This is a genomic window from Neobacillus canaveralius (assembly GCF_047237705.1).
GTDB lineage: Bacteria > Bacillota > Bacilli > Bacillales > Cytobacillaceae > Neobacillus > Neobacillus niacini_K.
In genome coordinates this window covers 4,484,461-4,502,530 of the sequence record NZ_JBDFLL010000001.1, presented here as the reverse complement: position 1 = coordinate 4,502,530, position 18,070 = coordinate 4,484,461, and the positions used below count along the sequence as shown (strand labels likewise).

The following is an 18,070-nucleotide window of genomic DNA, read 5'->3' as shown; positions in this document are numbered from 1 at the left end:
TAGATGAAGCAAAGAATCATTACAGGAGTAGTAGCAGCTGCTTTATTCCTTCCTATTGTTTTTTACGGTGGACTACCTTTTGTATTATTAACATACTTCCTCGCAACAGTGGGTTTGTATGAATTATTAAAAATGAAAAAACTTAGTATTTTTTCTGTTCATGGACTGCTGACACTTTTATTTCTCTGGGTAATTCTCTATCCTGAGCAGTATAGTGATATAGTAAATACTTTTTATTATACAAAAACAGAACTTGGCATTGCTTTTATCCTCTTGTTATTGGCTTATACGGTGATAACAAAAAATCGTTTTACTTTTGAGGATGTGGGTTTTTCAATTTTATCCGCCATTTATGTAGGGATTGGTTTTTATTTCTTTATTGAAACGCGTGATGCGGGGTTAGTTTATATTTTTTACTCTTTATTTATGATTTGGGCAACGGATTCAGGTGCTTATTTTGTAGGGAAAGCTACAGGCAAAACCAAGCTTTGGCCTGAAATTAGTCCAAACAAAACCGTAGAAGGATCTGTTGGTGGTGTCGTTTGTGCACTAATTGTCGCTGTCCTATTTTCCTTATTGACGGATATCAACGCAAACTTAGTGGCATTACTGGCAATCACCGCTGTCCTTTCAATCTTTGGACAAATTGGGGATTTAGTCCAATCTGCTTTTAAACGCCACTTTGGTGTAAAAGATTCAGGAAATATACTGCCAGGACATGGTGGAATCCTTGATCGTTTTGACAGTCTTTTATTCATTCTGCCATTATTACACTTTTTTCACTTATGGTAGAATTCAGGAGTTGAATTAAGTTTGAAAAAGATTAGTATTTTGGGGGCTACTGGCTCGATTGGGACCCAAACATTAGATATTCTGCGTGAACACCCTACTGAATTTAAATTAGTGGCGATCTCTGTTGGGAGAAATCTAGAATTAGCAAGAAAAATGATTACTGAATTTCAACCAGAGCTTGTTTCTGTACAAGAGTACCATGATTGTAATACATTGAAATTAGAATTCCCTAAAACTAAATTTTCCTTTGGTGATGAGGGACTTGTAGAAGTAGCTGTTTATCCTTCAGCTGAAATCCTTGTTAATGCTGTTATCGGAAGTGTTGGCTTAAATCCAACCCTACAAGCAATTGAAAGTGGAAAAACCATCGCGATTGCAAATAAGGAGACATTGGTAACAGCTGGGCATCTTGTCATGGAAGCTGCAGAACGGAATGGTGTAGCATTACTTCCAGTAGATAGTGAACATTCGGCAATTTTTCAATGCCTGCAGGGTGAAAAAGAAAAGAACATAGAAAGATTGATTTTGACTGCTTCCGGTGGAAGTTTTCGGGATCGTACACGGAACGACCTTGAAGGTGTTACCGTCAAAGAAGCGTTAAATCATCCCAATTGGTCAATGGGAGCAAAAATAACGATAGATTCAGCTACGATGATGAATAAAGGGCTTGAAGTGATTGAAGCACATTGGCTATACAATATGCCGTATGAAAAGATTGATGTCCTATTACACAAAGAAAGCATTATTCATTCGATGGTAGAATTTCATGACAGCAGCATCATAGCGCAGCTAGGAACACCAGACATGCGTGTACCTATTCAATATGCACTTTCTTATCCTGACCGTTTACCACTATCTACTTCACAACGATTAAATTTAGCGCAAATAGGTACCTTGCATTTTCAAGAAATGGATGTAAGTCGTTTTCGTTGTATGCAATTTGCTTATGAAGCTGGAAAAAAGGGCGGAACACTTCCCACCGTTTTGAATGCAGCAAATGAAGTTGCAGTAGCTGCTTTTTTAGATGAGAAGATAACTTTCTTACAAATTGAGGACATGATCGAGAAGGCATTAAGCAAGCATGACTTAATCTTAAATCCTGACTTATCCATTATTCATGAGGTGGACAAAGAAACAAGACAATATGTATATTCACTTCTATAAAAAAGGTGGTTTTTAGTTTGACTACAGTTATTGCCTTTATTGTTATCTTTGGAGCTCTAGTCTTCTTCCATGAATTAGGACATTTGATTTTTGCAAAACGTGCAGGCATTTTATGCCGCGAATTTGCAATTGGATTTGGTCCTAAGGTTTTCTCCCATAAAAAAGAGGAAACAACGTATACCATTAGGTTACTGCCAATAGGTGGTTTTGTCCGCATGGCAGGTGAAGATCCAGAACTCGTTGAAATAAAACCAGGCTACAGAATTGGGCTTTTATTTGACAAAGATAATACGGTAAATAAAATCATTTTGAACAATAAAGAAAAGTATCCTGATTGTCGAATTGTTGAAGTGGAATATGCAGATATTGAACATAAGCTATTCATCAAGGGCTATCCAGAGGATGAAGAAGAAAGCTTGCAAACTTTCTCTGTAAGTCCCACTGCTGTTACGATTGAAAATGGGATAGAAACACAATTAGCTCCATATGATCGTCAATTTGCTTCTAAGACTTTGCCACAGAGAACAATGGCTATTTTTGCAGGACCGATGATGAATTTTGTCCTTGCTTTCTTTTTGTTCATTATCATTGCGTTCTTACAAGGTGTTCCAACAAACGAACCTAAATTAGGTGAAATTACGCCTGATGGTGCTGCAAATGCTGCAGGTCTTATGCAAGGAGATATTGTCAACAGTATTAATGGCGCTGAAATTTCAAGCTGGTCTGATGTTGTTGAAATTATCAGACAAAATCCGAATGAGGAACTCGATTTTTCAATTTCTCGTGATGGTAAAGATCAAGAAATTTCCGTTACACCAAAAGAACAAACCGTTGAGGGTGAAAAAATTGGCCTCATAGGTGTATATAGTCCAATCGAAAAATCACCATTAAAAGCGATTACTGCTGGTTTTACTGAGACATATTTTTGGACAAAACAGATATTTGTCATGCTGGGTCAGTTAGTTACAGGTCAATTCTCCATCGACATGCTTTCAGGTCCGGTTGGAATATATGCCTCAACAGATACAGTGGTTCAATCAGGTATTTACTACGTCATGAAGTGGGCGGCTATTTTGAGCATTAACCTAGGGATTATGAATCTCTTGCCGATTCCTGCCCTTGACGGCGGAAGGCTGATGTTTTTTGCTGTAGAAGCTGTAAGAGGAAAGCCAATTGATCGTCACAAGGAAGGCATGGTCCATTTTATTGGGTTTGCACTTCTTATGCTCCTTATGCTTGTTGTTACCTGGAATGATATCCAGAGATTTTTCTTATAAAATTTTAAAAAAAGGTTCCTAGTGAACCTTTTTTTATTTACTAATTTGGTTATATTTTTCTGTCGAAATTAGCCGATTGATTATGTTTCATATGATATAATTACTTTTTGATAAAAGATTATTAGGTAGACTTTATATAGATGGGAGAGGGAATGATGAGCGAACATGCCTCTGGCAAAAAAGAGCGATTCTTACTCTTGCTCCAGCAACTAGAATTAATCGAAGACGCTGTTGTAGCACAATTTCAAAATGCACAAATTGAGAGATTTATTGTTGAAAAAAAGGCAAGAAAATGGCATTTTCAGTTTTTATTAGAAAAAATTCTTCCTTATAGTTTGTATCTTCGTTTTACTACTCAACTAGAAAGAAAATTCTCAAATATAGCAAATATAACCTATGATTTAAAAGTAGAAGATCAAAGCTTTCAACCAGAATTACTCTTAGAGTATTGGAATCATAGTATTCAACAAATTGATGGTATCTCTCCGCCGCTGCTAAAATTACTGAATGAACAAGTGCCGGCTGTTAGTGGTAATAAGCTGACGATTTCAGTGCGCAATGAAATGGAAGGTATGACCTTAAAAAGGAAATATGGTACTTTGATTACTGGCTTATATCAATCGTTTGGATTTCCGGGTCTAACGATTGAAACGGACATCCAAAGTACAGAAAAAAATGATGAATATCAACAATTCTTGTTAGCAAAACAGAAAGAAGACCAAGAACGCGGACTCATGGCTTTAGCTGATTTACAAAAGAAAGAAGCGGAGAAGGATTCAGGCGCGGGTGTTCCTGAGGGGCCAATATCCATTGGACTTACAATTAAAGATGATTCAGATCTCCGTAACATGATTGATATTGTGGATGAAGAGAGAAGAGTCACGGTCGAAGGGTTTATTTTTGATGCGGAGACAAGAGAATTAAGAAGTGGCCGTACACTATTAACCTTTAAAATTACTGACTACACAAGCTCTCTTATGGTTAAAATGTTTTCGCGGGATAAAGAAGACGCAGCTCTGTACCAACTGGTTAAAAAAGGTATGTGGGTTAGAGTAAGAGGAAGCATTCAAAATGACACCTTTGTACGTGATCTAGTTATGATTGGAAATGATATAAACGAAATAAAACCAGAGGGGCGTAAAGATACTGCTCCGGAAGATCAGAAACGTGTTGAGCTCCATCTTCATACACCTATGAGTTCAATGGATGCTGTCACTCCTGTAGGGACACTAATTGCTCAAGCTAAGAAGTGGGGGCATAAGGCGATTGCGGTTACTGATCATGCTGTTGCCCAGTCCTTTCCTGAGGCATATGGTGCAGGAAAGAAAAACGATATTAAAATCCTTTATGGTGTAGAAGTAAATCTTGTCGATGATGGTGTACCGATTGCCTATAATGATGCCCATCGTTTAATTGCCGAAGATACATTTGTGGTATTTGACGTTGAAACGACTGGTTTGTCAGCCGTGTATGATACGATTATTGAACTTGCGGCAGTTAAAATTAGAGATGGGGAAATCATCGACCGATTTGAATCATTCGCAAATCCACATCATCGATTATCAGCTACAACCATCAATCTAACAGGGATTACTGATGATATGGTACAAAACGCTCCTGAAGTTGGAGAAGTAATCCAAAGGTTTTATGATTGGGTAGGGGACGCTGTTCTTGTAGCCCACAATGCCTCATTCGATATGGGATTCCTTAATGTTGGCTATAAAAATATTGGTCTTGAAAAAGCAAAGAATCCAGTTATTGATACGCTTGAATTAGGTAGATTCCTATATCCAGAAATGAAAAATCATCGTTTAAATACACTGACCAAAAAATTTGATATCGAATTAACTCAGCACCATAGAGCTATTTATGATGCAGAAGCGACCGGATATCTGCTCTTAAAAATGCTGAAGGACGCGTTAGAAAAAGGCATTGAGTACCATGACCAATTTAACGACAATATGGGAAAAGGAAATGCCTACCAACGTGCACGTCCTTATCATTGTACGCTCCTTGCGCAAACGGAAGTTGGATTAAAGAACTTATTTAAACTCGTATCGATTTCACATATTGAATATTTTTATCGAGTTCCAAGATTGCCGCGGTCGGTACTACAAAAGTACAGAGAAGGCATTCTTGTTGGTTCCGGCTGTAATAAAGGTGAAGTCTTTGAGGGGATGATGCAAAAATCTGCTGATGAAGTGGAAGCTTTTGCACAATTTTATGATTACCTTGAGGTTATGCCGAAGGAAGTAAATGCTCCATTGCTTGAAATGGAACTAGTTCGTGATGAAAAGGCGCTTGAAGATATTATTGGTAATATTGTAAAGCTCGGCGATAAATTAGGGATTCCGGTCGTTGCAACTGGTAATGTACATTATTTAAATGAGAACGATAAGATTTACCGGAAAATATTAGTTAATTCACAAGGTGGAGCAAACCCGCTGAATCGTCACAAATTGCCAGATGTTCAATTCAGGACAACAAATGAAATGCTTGCTGCATTTTCATTCCTTGGAGGAGAGAAAGCAAAAGAAATAGTTATTACGAATACGAACAAGATAGCTGATATGATTGACGTTATTAAGCCGATTAAAGACGACTTATACACACCAAAAATTGAAGGCGCCGATGAAGAAATGCGAGAAATGAGTTACTCTATGGCAAAGAAGATTTACGGAGAACCTCTCCCTGAAATCGTGGAAGCTCGTCTTGAAAAAGAATTGAAGAGTATCATCGGCCATGGTTTTGCGGTAATTTACTTAATTTCACACAAGCTTGTAAAAAAATCATTAGACGACGGATACCTTGTTGGTTCGCGTGGTTCAGTAGGTTCTTCCTTGGTTGCTACAATGACAGAAATTACCGAGGTAAACCCATTACCTCCGCATTACGTCTGTCCGACATGCAAGCATTCAGAATTCTTCAATGATGGTTCTGTAGGTTCAGGCTTTGATTTACCCGATAAGGATTGCCCGCAATGTGGAGATAAATACCGAAAAGACGGACATGACATTCCTTTTGAAACCTTCCTTGGCTTTAAAGGGGACAAGGTTCCCGATATCGATTTGAATTTCTCTGGTGAGTATCAGCCTCGTGCTCATAACTACACGAAGGTTCTTTTTGGAGAGGACAATGTCTTTCGTGCGGGTACGATTGGTACAGTAGCAGATAAAACAGCGTTCGGTTATGTAAAGGCATATCAGCAAGACAATAACTTACAATTACGCGGAGCAGAAGTAGAGCGGCTTGCTTCTGGGTGTACCGGTGTAAAAAGAACAACTGGTCAGCATCCAGGTGGTATCATCGTTATTCCTGATTATATGGATGTCTATGACTTTTCACCAATACAGTTTCCTGCGGATGATCGAAATTCAGAATGGAAGACAACCCATTTTGATTTCCATTCCATTCACGATAATGTCTTAAAGCTCGATATACTTGGGCACGACGATCCGACCGTAATAAGAATGCTGCAAGACCTAAGTGGAATGGATCCAAAAACAATTCCAACTGATGATCCAGAGGTAATGAAGATATTTAGTGGAACCGAATCATTAGGTGTAACCGAACAGCAAATTATGTGTAAAACAGGAACACTTGGGATCCCTGAATTCGGTACTCGTTTCGTCCGCCAAATGCTAGAAGATACAAAACCAACGACTTTCTCTGAACTTGTCCAAATTTCCGGTCTGTCACATGGAACAGATGTATGGCTGGGAAATGCACAAGAATTAATTCATAATCGGACCTGTAATCTGAGTGAAGTTATTGGTTGTCGTGATGATATCATGGTCTACCTGATTTATCAGGGACTAGAACCATCATTTGCTTTTAAAATCATGGAGTCGGTCCGTAAAGGGAAAGGCCTCTCAGAAGAAATGGAAGCAGAAATGCGTCGTAATGAAGTACCTGAGTGGTATATTGATTCTTGTAAAAAGATTAAATATATGTTCCCTAAAGCACACGCAGCCGCATATGTTTTGATGGCAGTCAGAATTGCCTATTTCAAGGTTCACCTTCCGCTCTTATACTATGCAGCCTATTTTACGGTTCGTGCAGAAGACTTTGATATTGAAGCAATGTCACGCGGTTCTGAATCGATCCGTGCGAAAATCGAAGAAATTAATGCAAAGGGTCTTGAGGCGTCAAACAAAGAGAAAAACTTGTTGACAGTACTTGAGCTTGCTCTAGAAATGACGGAAAGGGGCTTTTCTTTCCAAAACTATGATTTATATAAATCCGACGCCTCTGAGTTTATTATTGAAGGGAACTCATTAATCCCTCCATTTAATTCAATACCAGGACTCGGAACCAATGCAGCTTATAATATAGTAAAAGCAAGACAAGATGGAGAGTTCCTTTCTAAAGAAGATTTACAGCAACGTGGTAAAGTGTCAAAAACTATACTAGAATATTTAGATAAGCAAGGATGCTTAGGTTCCTTACCAGATCAAAACCAGCTTTCCCTATTCTAAATAGTAAAAAGCTTGATACAATGCGTTTCGGTTTGCATATAAAATTTGGTTATGGTATAGTTTTATTGGAAATACTAAGAAATACTCTCGTGTTAAAGAGTGGGGAAACCCGCTCTTTCGTTTTTGTATTGGATAATTTTACAGAGTTATTGATAAAACTTTCCGTGAAATACGTATAATATGGGTGAAAATGTCGGTAAAGGAGGTTAAACATGAGCAAAGTAACGGAAGTAGTAGAAGAGCTAACGCAGCCAATTTTGCAAGAATTAGAATTAGAATTGGTGGAAATTGAGTTTGTCAAAGAAGGGAAAAACTGGTTTCTTCGCGTATATATTGATAAAGAAAACGGTGTTGATATTGAGGACTGTGGTATTGTCAGTGAACGGCTTAGTGAAAAACTCGATGAGCTTGACCCGATAACCCAAAATTATTTTCTTGAGGTATCTTCTCCTGGTGCAGAAAGACCGCTGAAAAAGGCGAAGGACTTCGAAAAGTCAATTGGTAAAAATGTGTTCATTAAAACATACGAGCCCATTGACGGTGAAAAAGGATTTGAAGGAAAGCTACTTGATTATGATGGGCAGACAGTAAAAGTTGAAATTAAAATCAAAACCCGTAAAAAAATCATCGAGATTCCTTTTGAAAAAGTGGCTAGTGCAAGGCTAGCAGTTATTTTTTCATAATAAAAGATAAATATATATGAAAGATAGGGGGATATGATCAAATGAGCAGCGAATTATTAGATGCTCTTACAATACTAGAAAGAGAAAAGGGCATTTCTAGAGATGTATTAATCGACGCGATTGAAGCCGCACTTATCTCGGCTTATCGCCGCAATTTCAATCAAGCCCAAAATGTTCGGATTGACCTAAATCTTGCCACAGGCTCCATGCGTGTTTTTGCCAGAAAAGAAGTGGTAGATGAAGTATTTGACCCTCGTCTTGAAATATCTATAGCGGATGCCAGGAACATTAACCCTAACTATTCAGTTGAAGATGTAGTGGAAATGGAAGTTACCCCTAAGGACTTCGGAAGAATTGCAGCACAAACAGCGAAACAGGTTGTTACACAAAGAGTTAGGGAAGCTGAAAGAGGTATTATTTATTCCGAGTTTATTGATCGTGAAGAAGATATCATGACCGGAATTGTTCAAAGACTTGATTCAAAGTTTATTTATGTCAGTCTTGGAAAGATTGAGGCTCTTCTCCCTGTTAATGAACAAATGCCAAATGAGCGCTATAAGCCACATGATCGAATAAAGGTTTTTATTACGAAGGTTGAGAAGACAACAAAAGGTCCACAAATTTTCGTATCTCGTACCCATCCTGGATTACTTAAAAGATTGTTCGAGATTGAAGTTCCAGAAATATATGATGGTACTGTAGAGATAAAATCAGTTGCTCGTGAAGCAGGCGACCGTTCAAAAATTTCTGTTCATTCGGATAACAATGAAGTTGACCCGGTTGGATCTTGCGTAGGTCCAAAGGGTACCAGGGTTCAGGCCGTTGTAAATGAATTAAAAGGTGAAAAAATCGATATTGTTAAATGGTCCGACAATCCTGTCATCTTTGTTGCAAATTCTTTAAGCCCATCTAAAGTATTAGATGTTATGGTGAATGAATCTGAAAAAGCAACCACAGTAGTTGTACCAGATTATCAGCTTTCACTGGCGATTGGAAAGCGCGGACAGAATGCCCGCTTAGCTGCAAAGTTAACAGGTTGGAAAATAGATATCAAATCAGAAACAGAAGCACGTGAACTAGGAATCTATCCACGTGAAGAGATGATACGACTTTTTGATGATCAAGTAGATGTAGACTTTAATGATGAAGAAGAAAAGGAATAAGAAGTGAGGTGAATGATCGTGAACAATCGTAAAAAAGTTCCTATGCGGAAGTGTGTCGCAACCGGTGAAATGAAGCCGAAAAAAGAACTCGTTCGCATCGTTCGCTCAAAAGAAGGGGATGTATCTATCGACTTGACAGGGAAAAAGTCGGGCAGAGGTGCATACCTTTCAAAGGACAAGGAAGCGGTCCTATTAGCCAAGAAAAAAAACATCCTATCTAATCATTTAGAAGTTTCGATAAGTGAAAATTTATACGAAGAACTTTTGGAATTGATAGAAAAGGATAACAGGCAGTCCATATGAATATAAATCCATGGATGTCGTTACTTGGCTTAGCAAATCGAGCACGGAAAATCATATCGGGCGAGGAGCTTTCTGTTAAGGAGATTCGAAGCGGAAAAGCAAAGCTCGTTTTATTATCGGCAGATGCATCTGCAAATACGACAAAGAAAATTACAGATAAATGTAAGTCATACGAAGTTCCATATAAACTAGTGGAAGATCGCCACCTTCTGGGCCAAGCGATTGGCAAGGAAGCCCGCGTTGTTGTAGCTGTACTGGATGATGGATTTGCAAAGAAATTGATGACGTTGCTCGATTAATTTTAGCGGGGGTGAAAATATGAGTAAAATACGTGTTTATGAGTATGCAAAAAAACACAATATCTCAAGTAAAGATGTAATAAATAAATTAAAAGAAATGAACATAGAGGTTTCAAATCATATGGCAACAATAGAGGATGCCGCGGTTGTAAAGCTTGACGCAACCTATAACAAAAATGATAGTAGTCCACAACAAAAGCAAGCTAGACCGCAACAGCAAAATCGCCAGAATCAGAAACCACAGCAGCAGGGAGCTAAACCACAAGTGCAAAGTAAAACAAGCCCAAAAGCTTTTGAGGACGACGACGCAAAAACTACAACTCCTAGCAAGGTAAAAGTGGTATCACCACCAAAAGCGGTTGACAGTAAAAAGCACAGTCAACAATTCCAATCTAAGGAAAATAAAGTTTTCAGCGCCGGAAAAGGGAATAAAAAACCTTTTAATAATAATAATCAAAATCGCAATAATAATAACAACCGGAAAAAGAATCATACACCGGTTCAACAAACACAGCCTCAGGTTAAGAAAGTAAAAGAACTTCCAGCTAAAATTACTTTCAGTGAATCTTTGACTGTAGGCGAACTTGCTAAAAAAATCTACCGCGAACCTTCCGAAATTATCAAGAAGCTCTTTTTACTAGGAGTTATGGCAACAATTAATCAGGTTCTAGATAAAGACGCGATTGAATTAATTGCCAGTGAATATGGGGTTGAGGTCGAGGAAGAAATTAAAATCGATACAACAGATCTCGAAGTTTATTTTACTGAAGACGCACCTGAAGAGCTTGTAGAAAGACCTTCAGTTGTTACAATTATGGGTCACGTTGACCATGGTAAAACGACTTTGCTTGATTCCATTCGCCACACAAAAGTAACAGAAGGCGAAGCGGGGGGAATTACCCAGCATATTGGTGCTTACCAAGTTGTTGAAAATGGTAAGAAGATTACATTCCTTGATACACCGGGACATGCTGCTTTTACAACTATGCGTGCACGTGGTGCGAAAATTACTGATATCACGATCCTTGTAGTAGCTGCTGATGACGGAGTTATGCCGCAAACCGTTGAGGCGATTAACCATGCAAAGGCTGCAGAAGTTCCAATTATTGTTGCAGTTAATAAAATGGATAAAGAGGCTGCCAACGCAGATCGAGTTATGCAGGAACTTACCGAGCATGGATTGGTTTCTGAAGCATGGGGCGGAGATACAATCTTTGTTCCACTATCCGCGAAAACAGGAGAAGGAATCGATAATCTCTTGGAAATGATTCTCCTTGTTAGTGAAGTGGAAGAATGGAAAGCAAACCCTAACCGCAAAGCAGTTGGAACAGTAATTGAAGCACAATTAGATAAAGGCCGTGGATCTGTAGCTACCTTGCTCGTACAGAATGGTACACTGAAAATAGGTGACCCAATTGTTGTAGGAAACACATATGGCCGTGTTCGTGCAATGGTAAATGACCTAGGACGCCGTGTGAAAGAAGCCGGACCATCTACACCCGTTGAAATTACAGGTTTAAGTGATGTTCCACAAGCTGGTGACCGTTTCGTTGTATTTGACGATGAGAAAACAGCACGACAAGTTGGTGAAGCACGGGCACAGCAAGCAGTGGTAGCGCAGCGTGGTGAAAAATCCATCGTCAGCCTAGATAATTTATTTGAACAGTTAAAGCAGGGTGAGATGAAGGATTTAAATATCATCCTCAAAGCTGACGTTCAAGGTTCTGCTGAAGCCGTGGCAGCTTCTTTGCAAAAAATTGACGTTGAAGGTGTAAATATCCGAATTATTCATAGTGGTGCTGGCGCCATCAATGAATCGGATATTACCTTAGCCTCTGCTTCTAATGCGATTGTCATAGGTTTTAACGTACGTCCTGATGTCAATGCGAAGCGCGCAGCTGAACAAGAAAAGGTCGACGTTCGACTTCACAGTATTATTTACAAGGTTATAGAAGAAATCGAAGCTGCAATGAAGGGTATGCTTGACCCTGAATTCAAAGAAAAAGTAATTGGTCAAGCGGAAATTCGTCAAACCTTTAAAGTTTCAAAGGTTGGAACAATTGCAGGTTCTTATGTGACAGACGGGAAAATTACTCGTGATAGCGGAATTCGTTTAATTCGTAATGGTGTTGTTATCTTTGAAGGAAATATTGATGCATTAAAACGTTTTAAAGATGATGCCAAAGAGGTTTCACAAGGTTATGAATGTGGTATTACCATTAAAAACTTCAATGATGTAAAAGAAGGAGATATTATTGAAGCTTACGTAATGGAAGAAATTGAACGTAAATGATTGTAGGTTTAGCCGTATGTGAATGTATCATCTACGATGCTCATTCTTTAAAAGAGAAACGTGCTGTCCTGCAGCGAATTCTTACCAGGTTAAAACAAAAATTTAATGTATCAGTTTCAGAAGTTGGCTATCAGGATGTATGGCAAAGGACGAAAATAGCCTTTGTGTCGGTAACATCCAATCGGGTAATGACTGAACTGGAACTGCAAAATGCACTTAAATTAATTGATTCTTTTCCTGAGATTGAAAGAACGATCACCGATATAGAATGGCTTTAAGTTAAGAGGTGAAATGATGAGCCACAGAGCAAATCGTGTTGGAGAACAAATGAAGAAAGAACTAAGTGACATCATCGGCCGGAAAATTAAAGATCCTCGGATCGGCTTTGTAACGGTTACAGATGTTCAAGTAACAGGAGATCTTCAACAAGCAAAAGTTTATATTTCTGTTTTAGGCGATGAAGAGCAAAAGGAAAATACTCTTAAAGGCCTTGCAAAGGCAAAAGGATTTATCCGAACTGAAATTGGACATCGGATCCGCTTACGCAAAACACCAGAGATCCTTTTTGAATGGGATGAATCAATGGCTTACGGAAATCGTATTAATTCTCTCATTCATCAATTGCATCATGAAGAAAGCAGCATGGAAAAAAATGAAGAAGAATAAACGGATAGACAATTGTCTATCCTTTTTTTTCGATACAAAATAGAATGGAGTGATGGCGATGGAGGGAATTTTACCTTTATATAAACCTGCTGGGCTGACGTCGCATGATTGTGTGTTTAGATTGAGGAAAATATTAAAAACGAAAAAAGTCGGTCATACTGGTACACTAGATCCTGACGTAACCGGAGTTCTTCCTATTTGTATTGGACGTGCCACAAAAGTAGCAGAATACATAACGGACGCAGGAAAAAGTTATGAGGGCGAAGTAACCCTTGGCTATTCCACAACAACCGAAGATGCCTCTGGAGAAAAAGTAGAGGAAAAGGAAATTGAAGGTACCATTTGCAAGAAAGAAATCCTTCAGGTTCTTAGTTCGTTAACAGGGGAAATAGAACAAACACCTCCGATGTTTTCCGCTGTAAAAGTAGGAGGTACTCGTCTATATGAATATGCCCGCAAAGGGATTGAAGTTGAACGCCCAACTAGAAAGGTCACCATTTATTCGATAGAGCTACTTGATGATCGAGAAGAGTTTTCAGGAGAAACCATTTCATTTCGGTTTAGAGTTAGCTGCAGTAAAGGTACTTATATCAGGACATTAGCTGTTATGATTGGCGAAAGTCTCGGTTACCCTGCACATATGTCAAATTTAATCAGAGTCCAATCAGCTGCGTTTACTCTTAATGATTGTTTGACGTTTGAGCAAATAGAAAAGTTAATGGAGATGGGGACTATTTCTTCTTGTTTACGGCCTTTAGAAATGGCACTGTCTCATTTGCCGAAATACATAATAAATGATAAAGTAGCAGAGAAAGTGAAAAATGGCGCACTATTACCAATACCAGAGCATTTAAAAAATAGTAACGGACCTATTAGCGCTGAAACGGAAGAAGGCAAAGCACTTGCCATTTATTCGGTACACCCGAACAAACCTGGGCTGTTAAAACCGGTTAAAGTTTTGCGTAATGATCAAGGTTAAAAAGGTTACGGTCAAGAAAAGGTGAGTTTCATTGGAAGTAATAAAGCTAGAATTCCCATTAAATATAGATAAAACGGAAATACCTCCAATATCAATGGCACTTGGTTATTTTGACGGTGTTCATCTTGGTCATCAAAAGGTAATTCTTGAAGCTAAAAAACAAGCTGATCAAAAAGGACTCCGGTCTGCAGTTATGACCTTTGATCCTCATCCATCGGTTGTTTTAGGCAAAAGTCAAAAGCATGTTCAATATATAACACCACTAGCCGAAAAAATTAATTTAATTGAGGAACTAGGCATCGATTATCTATTTATCGTCCATTTTACTATAGAATTTGCAAACCTTCTTCCCCAAGAATTTATCGACCAGTATGTTATTGATTTAAATGTAAAACATGTCGTGGCAGGATTTGATTTCTCTTATGGCCGTATGGGAAAAGGAACTATGGAGATTTTGCCCTTCCATTCAAGAGAAAAATTTACGTTCACCATTGTTGAAAAGTTCACTAGCGGGGATGAAAAAGTAAGTTCAACTCGAATCCGTCAATATATAAAAAACGGAAGATTCACTGAACTGCCTGAATTACTCGGAAGATTCTATACCACAGCCGGCATAGTTGTACATGGGGATAAAAGAGGCAGGACAATTGGATTCCCTACTGCAAATGTCGATACAAATGATGAATATATATTACCTCCAACCGGAGTCTACGCGGTAAAGATTAAAATAGATGAAAACTGGTACAAAGGTGTATGCAACGTTGGCTATAAACCAACATTCAATAAAGACGCTTTAAAGATCTCAGTAGAAGTCAATATCTTCAACTTTGAGAATAACATATACGACTCTCAAGTAACCATTGAATGGCACCAATACCTAAGAAAAGAACAAAAATTCTCCGGAATCCAAGAACTAATAGCACAAATCGAAAAAGACAAACAGAATGCAATTGAATACTTTAATAAAAGTCTTAAATAAAGCAGAGAATTGATTTTGGCACTCTGTTGATTTGCGCGGAAGGCACGAAGACTCCTGCGGGAGGACGGGGCTGGGGAGACCCCGCAGGCGCTAAAGCGCTGAGGAGGCTCCCCGAACCGCCCGCGGAAAGCGAAGTGCCTGGAGCTCAAATCAACAGACAAATTATATTCAGCTTAATAAAGTTTCTATCGATAGAACTTGCATTTTGTCGTAAAACGTTGTATTCTTATTAACGTATTAAAAATAACCTTTGCTTGGCAAGTCGAGTCACCGACGCTTGCTCAGTAACAGGGGATAGTAAATTTAGGAGGTGAATAGGATGGCAATCACACAAGAACGTAAAAACGAACTTATCGCTGAGTATAAAACTCATGATAATGACACTGGATCTGCAGAGGTTCAAATCGCTGTCCTTACTGAATCAATCAACAATTTGAATGAGCACTTACGTACTCATAAGAAGGACCACCACTCACGTCGCGGTCTGTTGAAAATGGTTGGTAAGCGTCGTAATCTTTTAACGTACCTACGTAATAAAGATGTTCAACGTTACCGTGAATTAATCAATAAGCTAGGACTTCGTCGATAATCAAAAGAAGCGGGATTTTTCCCGCTTTTTTGTTAGGTTTAAAAAAGATAGCACCTAGTGCAAGATAAATATATTATATACATATTTTAAGTCGCAAAAATTTGAGCATACTATAAGTATATTTGTATTGATAACATAAGCTTTATAAGCTTTTTTATATTAGATGATTAGAGCGATATTATTTCGCATTATCCTCTAAAGTGATTTAGATAGAGAGGGGTAACAAAATGGAACAAACGAAACACGAATATTCCATGGATTGGGCTGGACGTAAATTAACCGTTGAAATTGGACAACTAGCCAAACAAGCAAATGGAGCAGTAATGGTCCGTTATGGAGATACTGCAGTTTTAAGTACTGCTACAGCTTCAAAAGAACCAAAAAACTTAGACTTTTTTCCATTAACATGTAACTATGAAGAGCGATTATATGCGGTTGGTAAAATTCCTGGAGGATTTATTAAACGTGAAGGTCGTCCTAGTGAAAAAGCTATTTTGGCGAGTCGATTAATTGACCGTCCAATTCGTCCACTCTTTGCAGAAGGTTTCCGTAATGATGTGCAAGTAATCAGCATTGTAATGAGTGTGGATCAAGATTGCTCATCAGAAATGGCAGCAATGTTTGGATCATCTTTAGCACTTTGTACATCTGACATTCCTTTCGAGGGACCGATTGCCGGTGTAATCGTTGGCAGAGTCGATGGAGCATTTGTAATTAACCCAACAGTAGAACAAGCCGAAAAAAGCGATATTCATTTAACTGTTGCCGGTACGAAAGATGCCATAAACATGGTTGAAGCTGGTGCAGATGAAGTTTCTGAGGAAGTCATGCTTGAGGCTATTATGTATGGACATGAAGAAATTAAACGCCTCATTGAATTCCAAGAAAAAATTATGGCTGAAGCTGGCAAGGAAAAAAGAGAAATTATTCTTTATGAACTTGATAAAGATTTAGAAGCTGAAGTTAGAGAAATGTGTGAAACCGACATGGTAACCGCTATTCAAGTGCAGGAAAAGCATGCACGTGAGGATGCCATTAAAGAAGTAAAGAATCGTGTAATCGCTAAGTTCGAGGAGAATGAGGCAACAGACGATGATATGAAACAGGTAAAACAAATTTTAGATAAAATCGTTAAAGGTGAAGTTCGTCGTTTAATAACCGTTGAAAAGGTGCGTCCAGACGGTCGGAAAATCGATGAAATTCGTCCATTATCTTCACAGGTAGGTATTTTACCAAGAACACATGGATCAGGGTTGTTTACTCGTGGACAAACTCAAGCATTAAGTATCTGTACATTAGGAGCAATGGGTGATGTGCAAATTCTAGATGGTTTGGGAATTGAGGAAGAAAAGCGTTTTATGCATCATTACAATTTCCCTCAATTTAGTGTTGGGGAAACTGGACCAATCCGTGGACCAGGCCGTCGTGAGATCGGACATGGTGCTCTTGGTGAGCGAGCATTAGAACCAATTGTACCTTCTGAAAAGGATTTCCCATATACAATTCGCCTTGTTTCTGAAGTCCTTGAATCTAATGGTTCTACCTCTCAAGCAAGTATTTGTGCAAGTACACTTGCGATGATGGACGCTGGTGTTCCGATTAAAGCCCCAGTTGCTGGGATTGCGATGGGACTAGTAAAATCTGGTGAACATTACACAGTATTATCTGATATCCAAGGAATGGAAGACCACCTGGGTGATATGGATTTCAAAGTGGCAGGAACTGCTAAAGGTGTAACTGCACTTCAGATGGATATAAAAATTAAGGGACTTTCTCGTGAAATCCTAGAAGAAGCTCTTCAACAGGCAAAGAAGGGTAGAATGCATATTCTTGATTCTATGCTTGCAACAATTACTGAACCAAGAACCGAGCTTTCAAAATTTGCACCAAAAATCTTAACAATGAAAATTAACCCAGATAAAATTCGTGATGTAATTGGACCAAGCGGTAAGCAAATCAATAAGATCATTGAAGAAACTGGTGTTAAAATTGATATCGAACAAGATGGAACTGTATTTATTGCTTCAACTGACCAAGCAATGAATCAAAAGGCAAAGAAAATTATTGAAGACATCGTACGCGAAGTTGAAGTTGGCCAAATGTACCTTGGTAAGGTTAAACGAATTGAAAAATTCGGTGCTTTTGTTGAGATCTTTGCTGGAAAAGATGGACTTGTCCATATTTCTGAATTGGCCGAGGAACGAGTTGGGAAGGTCGAAGACGTGATTGCTATCGGTGATGAAATTTTAGTAAAGGTTACTGAAATCGATAAACAAGGACGTGTTAACCTTTCACGTAAGGCCATTTTAAAGGAACAACGTGAGAAGGCTGAGAAAGCAGCAGAAAAACAATAAAACTGCTTCACTAGGTTTAAATAGAAGGTCAGGGGGAACCCTGACTTTTTC

The 18,070-nt window shown here is 38.6% G+C and carries 15 protein-coding genes; all 15 read left to right on the top strand.

Annotation, left to right across the window (positions count from 1 at the left end; genetic code table 11):
• Positions 1–3: 3 nt before the first annotated feature.
• Entirely contained in the window at positions 4–792 is a 789-nt protein-coding gene (locus ABC255_RS21935; protein ID WP_412996873.1) for a phosphatidate cytidylyltransferase, read from the top strand.
• 21 nt (positions 793–813) lie between these two features.
• The gene (gene dxr, locus ABC255_RS21930) at positions 814–1,956 is read left to right on the top strand and encodes a 1-deoxy-D-xylulose-5-phosphate reductoisomerase (RefSeq protein WP_412996871.1); all 1,143 of its coding nucleotides are present in this window, start codon (positions 814–816) and stop codon (positions 1,954–1,956) included.
• A gap of 17 nt (positions 1,957–1,973) precedes the next feature.
• Complete coding sequence (gene rseP, locus ABC255_RS21925) at positions 1,974–3,233, top strand: RIP metalloprotease RseP (RefSeq protein WP_412996869.1); 1,260 nt, start codon at positions 1,974–1,976, stop codon at positions 3,231–3,233.
• A gap of 155 nt (positions 3,234–3,388) precedes the next feature.
• Positions 3,389–7,711, top strand: a complete 4,323-nt coding sequence (locus ABC255_RS21920) for a PolC-type DNA polymerase III (RefSeq protein ID WP_412996867.1) — start codon at positions 3,389–3,391, stop codon at positions 7,709–7,711.
• A 212-nt stretch (positions 7,712–7,923) separates the two neighbouring features.
• Complete coding sequence (gene rimP / locus ABC255_RS21915) at positions 7,924–8,394, top strand: ribosome maturation factor RimP (protein WP_335533569.1); 471 nt, start codon at positions 7,924–7,926, stop codon at positions 8,392–8,394.
• 41 nt (positions 8,395–8,435) lie between these two features.
• The gene (gene nusA / locus ABC255_RS21910; RefSeq protein ID WP_335533567.1) at positions 8,436–9,557 is read left to right on the top strand and encodes a transcription termination factor NusA; all 1,122 of its coding nucleotides are present in this window, start codon (positions 8,436–8,438) and stop codon (positions 9,555–9,557) included.
• Between the two features lie 18 nt (positions 9,558–9,575).
• Positions 9,576–9,860, top strand: a complete 285-nt coding sequence (gene rnpM, locus ABC255_RS21905; protein ID WP_412996864.1) for an RNase P modulator RnpM — start codon at positions 9,576–9,578, stop codon at positions 9,858–9,860.
• Complete coding sequence (locus tag ABC255_RS21900; protein ID WP_335533564.1) at positions 9,857–10,159, top strand: YlxQ family RNA-binding protein; 303 nt, start codon at positions 9,857–9,859, stop codon at positions 10,157–10,159. Before rnpM ends, ABC255_RS21900 begins: the two co-directional genes overlap by 4 nt.
• Positions 10,160–10,178: 19 nt before the next feature.
• Positions 10,179–12,452 carry a translation initiation factor IF-2 gene (gene infB, locus ABC255_RS21895; protein WP_412996862.1) on the top strand — a complete coding sequence of 758 codons (2,274 nt, stop codon included), beginning with the start codon at positions 10,179–10,181 and terminating at the stop codon, positions 12,450–12,452.
• On the top strand, positions 12,449–12,730 hold the full coding sequence (locus tag ABC255_RS21890; protein WP_335533560.1) for a DUF503 domain-containing protein: 282 nt from the start codon (positions 12,449–12,451) through the stop codon (positions 12,728–12,730). Before infB ends, ABC255_RS21890 begins: the two co-directional genes overlap by 4 nt.
• 16 nt (positions 12,731–12,746) lie before the next feature.
• Complete coding sequence (gene rbfA / locus ABC255_RS21885) at positions 12,747–13,118, top strand: 30S ribosome-binding factor RbfA (protein ID WP_335533558.1); 372 nt, start codon at positions 12,747–12,749, stop codon at positions 13,116–13,118.
• A 58-nt stretch (positions 13,119–13,176) separates the two neighbouring features.
• The gene (truB, locus tag ABC255_RS21880) at positions 13,177–14,097 is read left to right on the top strand and encodes a tRNA pseudouridine(55) synthase TruB (RefSeq protein WP_412996859.1); all 921 of its coding nucleotides are present in this window, start codon (positions 13,177–13,179) and stop codon (positions 14,095–14,097) included.
• A gap of 31 nt (positions 14,098–14,128) precedes the next feature.
• Positions 14,129–15,076, top strand: a complete 948-nt coding sequence (ribF, locus tag ABC255_RS21875) for a bifunctional riboflavin kinase/FAD synthetase (RefSeq protein ID WP_412996858.1) — start codon at positions 14,129–14,131, stop codon at positions 15,074–15,076.
• A 319-nt stretch (positions 15,077–15,395) separates the two neighbouring features.
• Positions 15,396–15,665, top strand: coding sequence for a 30S ribosomal protein S15 (rpsO, locus tag ABC255_RS21870; RefSeq protein ID WP_063254317.1), 270 nt, complete (start codon positions 15,396–15,398; stop codon positions 15,663–15,665).
• A 227-nt stretch (positions 15,666–15,892) separates the two neighbouring features.
• Positions 15,893–18,019: a polyribonucleotide nucleotidyltransferase gene (gene pnp / locus ABC255_RS21865; protein ID WP_412996855.1), complete on the top strand. Its 2,127-nt coding sequence runs from the start codon at positions 15,893–15,895 to the stop codon at positions 18,017–18,019.
• Positions 18,020–18,070 lie beyond the last annotated feature (51 nt).

Excerpts from the sequence above, each read along its gene's own strand:
- ABC255_RS21935 (WP_412996873.1), top strand. The coding sequence starts at position 4 with ATGAAGCAAAGAATCATTACAGGAGTAGTAGCAGCTGCTTTATTCCTT.
- ABC255_RS21920 (WP_412996867.1), top strand. The coding sequence starts at position 3,389 with ATGAGCGAACATGCCTCTGGCAAAAAAGAGCGATTCTTACTCTTGCTC.
- rimP (WP_335533569.1), top strand. The coding sequence starts at position 7,924 with ATGAGCAAAGTAACGGAAGTAGTAGAAGAGCTAACGCAGCCAATTTTG.
- nusA (WP_335533567.1), top strand. The coding sequence starts at position 8,436 with ATGAGCAGCGAATTATTAGATGCTCTTACAATACTAGAAAGAGAAAAG.
- ABC255_RS21900 (WP_335533564.1), top strand. The coding sequence starts at position 9,857 with ATGAATATAAATCCATGGATGTCGTTACTTGGCTTAGCAAATCGAGCA.
- infB (WP_412996862.1), top strand. The coding sequence starts at position 10,179 with ATGAGTAAAATACGTGTTTATGAGTATGCAAAAAAACACAATATCTCA.
- ABC255_RS21890 (WP_335533560.1), top strand. The coding sequence starts at position 12,449 with ATGATTGTAGGTTTAGCCGTATGTGAATGTATCATCTACGATGCTCAT.
- rbfA (WP_335533558.1), top strand. The coding sequence starts at position 12,747 with ATGAGCCACAGAGCAAATCGTGTTGGAGAACAAATGAAGAAAGAACTA.
- truB (WP_412996859.1), top strand. The coding sequence starts at position 13,177 with ATGGAGGGAATTTTACCTTTATATAAACCTGCTGGGCTGACGTCGCAT.
- rpsO (WP_063254317.1), top strand. The coding sequence starts at position 15,396 with ATGGCAATCACACAAGAACGTAAAAACGAACTTATCGCTGAGTATAAA.
- pnp (WP_412996855.1), top strand. The coding sequence starts at position 15,893 with ATGGAACAAACGAAACACGAATATTCCATGGATTGGGCTGGACGTAAA.